Source organism: Pseudomonas sp. NBRC 111131 (assembly GCF_001320525.1).
Classification (GTDB): Bacteria; Pseudomonadota; Gammaproteobacteria; order Pseudomonadales; family Pseudomonadaceae; genus Aquipseudomonas; species Aquipseudomonas ceruminis.
Genome location: NZ_BCBH01000080.1, coordinates 1 through 2424 on the forward strand (window position 1 = coordinate 1; position 2424 = coordinate 2424).

Genomic DNA, 2424 nt, shown 5'->3' on the forward strand with positions numbered 1-2424 from the left:
CGAGGCAAAGAACATCGCCGGCACCAGCAAGGTGACCGACAGCCACAGCGAGTCGACCTGCGAATACAACACGGCGGGCACGATCATGCCCAGCGCGCCGATGACCCCGGTGCGCATGGCCGCATCGCTGTGCCCGCGCTTGGCCAGGTGGTCAGTCAGCCAACCGCCGAACACCACGCCGGTGGTGTTGGCCAGCAACAGGATGGTGCCGAGCATGAAACCCGCCTGTTCGGGGCTCATGCCGAACTTGCGGATATACAACGCCGGCGTCCAGCTCATCATGCAGAACAGCGCCATGGCGTAGAACGAAAAGCCCAGGTAATGGCAACTGAACGTTGCGCGGTGACGGCCGATGAAGCGCAGGCCATCGGTGAGCCTGACCTTGCGTACATTGCCGTCGGCATCCAGCTGTGCGCCTTTGCGTTGCGGGTTGCGCACGGTCAGCCAGATCAGCAGGCCGACGATCACCCCTGGCAGCCCGACAATGAAGAAGGCCAGTTGCCAGGCCTTCATGGCGCCGAGGAACGCCACCTCGATGGTTTGCGCGTCCTTGAGCAAGGTGATCACATAGCCGCCGACCAGAAAGGCGATACCGCCGCCGACGAATGAGCCGATCGAATAGATGCCCACGGCGCGGCCGAGCTTCTCCTTGGGGAACAGGTCGCTGAACATCGAGTAGGCCGAGGGCGACAACGCCGCCTCGCCAACACCAACGCCGATACGGGCTAGGAACATCTGCAGAAAGTTCTTGCTCAGGCCGCAAGCGGCGGTGGCGATGCTCCAGAAGATCACCCCGACTGCGATGATCCGCGGGCGTGAAAAACGGTCGGCCAGGTAGGCGATGGGCATGCCCATGAAGGCGTAGAACAGGGAGAACGCCAGGCCGTGCAGCAGGCTGAACTGGGTATCGCTCAACTGCAGGTCGGCTTTGATCGGCTCGATCATCAAGGCCAGGATCTGCCGGTCAACGAAGGAGAAGATATAGGCCACCATGCACAGGATGACCACGTACCATTCGTAGAAATAGCGCTTGTTGTGCTGCTTGAGGTGCTGCTCTTGGGTGAGGGTATTCATGCTCGCGAATTCCTGAGTGGACAGCCTGGAAAGGGATTACAAGGCAGTGACCTGTCAGCAACAGGCGAGCGCACGCGGGGCGGGATTACGCATGACCAAGGACCTTTTATTGTTATTGGAATGGTATGGCAGTTGACGGGTGGAGGCCTGTAGCGGCCCTGACGCCGGCAAGCCGGCGGCGGGGCCACTCATCACGCCACAGGGCCGTGTTCAGGCGCCTTGCAGCGCCCGTGGCCGATGGCTGCGCGTTTCAGCTTCAGGGGCTGGAGCGGTCTGCAGACGGAAATCGAACTGCAACTGGGCAAAACGATCGCCCTGCACCCCCTTGTCACGTGCCGCTGCAGCGTCCTCGACGAAGCGCAGGTCACCGATCAGGCCATCACGGGTGGCGTAAGCGAAGTCGTCCCACAGGTACTTGTCGCCGGCGAAGTTGATCTGCGTGGTCAGGTGGCGATGCCCAGGCGCCGAGACGAAGAAGTGCACGTGCGCCGGGCGTTGGCCGTGGCGACCGAGCAGGTTCAGGCACTCCTGGGTCGGGCCCTGTGGGTCGCAGCCATAGCCCGATGGCACGATGGAGCGGGCGCGGTAGCGGCCTTGGGCATCGGTGATGATGCGTCGGCGCAGGTTGTACGCCGACTGGGCCGAATCAAAGTACGAATAAGTCCCTTGGGTGTTGGCGTGCCACACGTCGACCGTGGCGCCGGCCAGCGGTTGCCCTTGGGCGTCGAGCACCTGGCCTTCAAGGAACATCACCACCCCCGGGTCGGTGCCATCGTCCATGCGGGCCTCACCTTGGGCAATGGGCGCGCCGGCGACGTACAGGGGGCCTTCGATGGTGCGTGGGGTGCCACCGGCAAGGCCCGCCTCGGCGTCCTTGGCATCCTGCAGCAAGTCGAGGAAATGCTCGATACCCAAGCCCGCCGCCAACAGGCCGGCTTCGTTGCGCCCGCCCAGGCGATTGAGGTAGTCCACGGCGTGCCAGAACTCGTCTTCGCTGATGTCCAGGTCTTCGACCAGGCGGGCGGTGTCTTGCAATACACGCAGGATGATCTGTTTGAAGCGCGGGTTGCCTTCGGTATGCCCAAGGCCAGCCACTTGCTCGAAGAATGCCTGGATGTCGGGGGTGTGGGAGATCTTCACGGTCATGTTGCTTACCTCGTCTTGTTCTTGTCAGGTAGTCGTGATTGCAGGCGGCTCAACGGTCGTCGGTGTGGATCGACGATGGGTGGCGGCACAGGCCGTCCACCTCGATGTCCATGTAGGGGAACAGCGGCAGTTGCAGCAGCGTGTCGTGCAGCGCCTCGACACTGGGCACGTCGAACACGCTGTAGTTGGCGTAGTGCCCGGCGA

General features: G+C 62.9%; 3 protein-coding genes. All 3 read right to left on the reverse strand.

The annotated features are described in order from the left end of the window. A partial coding sequence (locus tag APH34_RS28285; protein WP_054903783.1) for an MFS transporter occupies positions 1-1074 on the reverse strand: 1074 nt, incomplete at its 3' end. 210 nt (positions 1075-1284) lie between these two features. Next, positions 1285-2220, reverse strand: a complete 936-nt coding sequence (catA, locus tag APH34_RS28290; RefSeq protein ID WP_054903784.1) for a catechol 1,2-dioxygenase — start codon at positions 2218-2220, stop codon at positions 1285-1287. 49 nt (positions 2221-2269) lie between these two features. Then, positions 2270-2424: muconolactone Delta-isomerase family protein (locus APH34_RS28295; RefSeq protein ID WP_305728917.1), on the reverse strand; the 155-nt coding region annotated here is incomplete at its 5' end.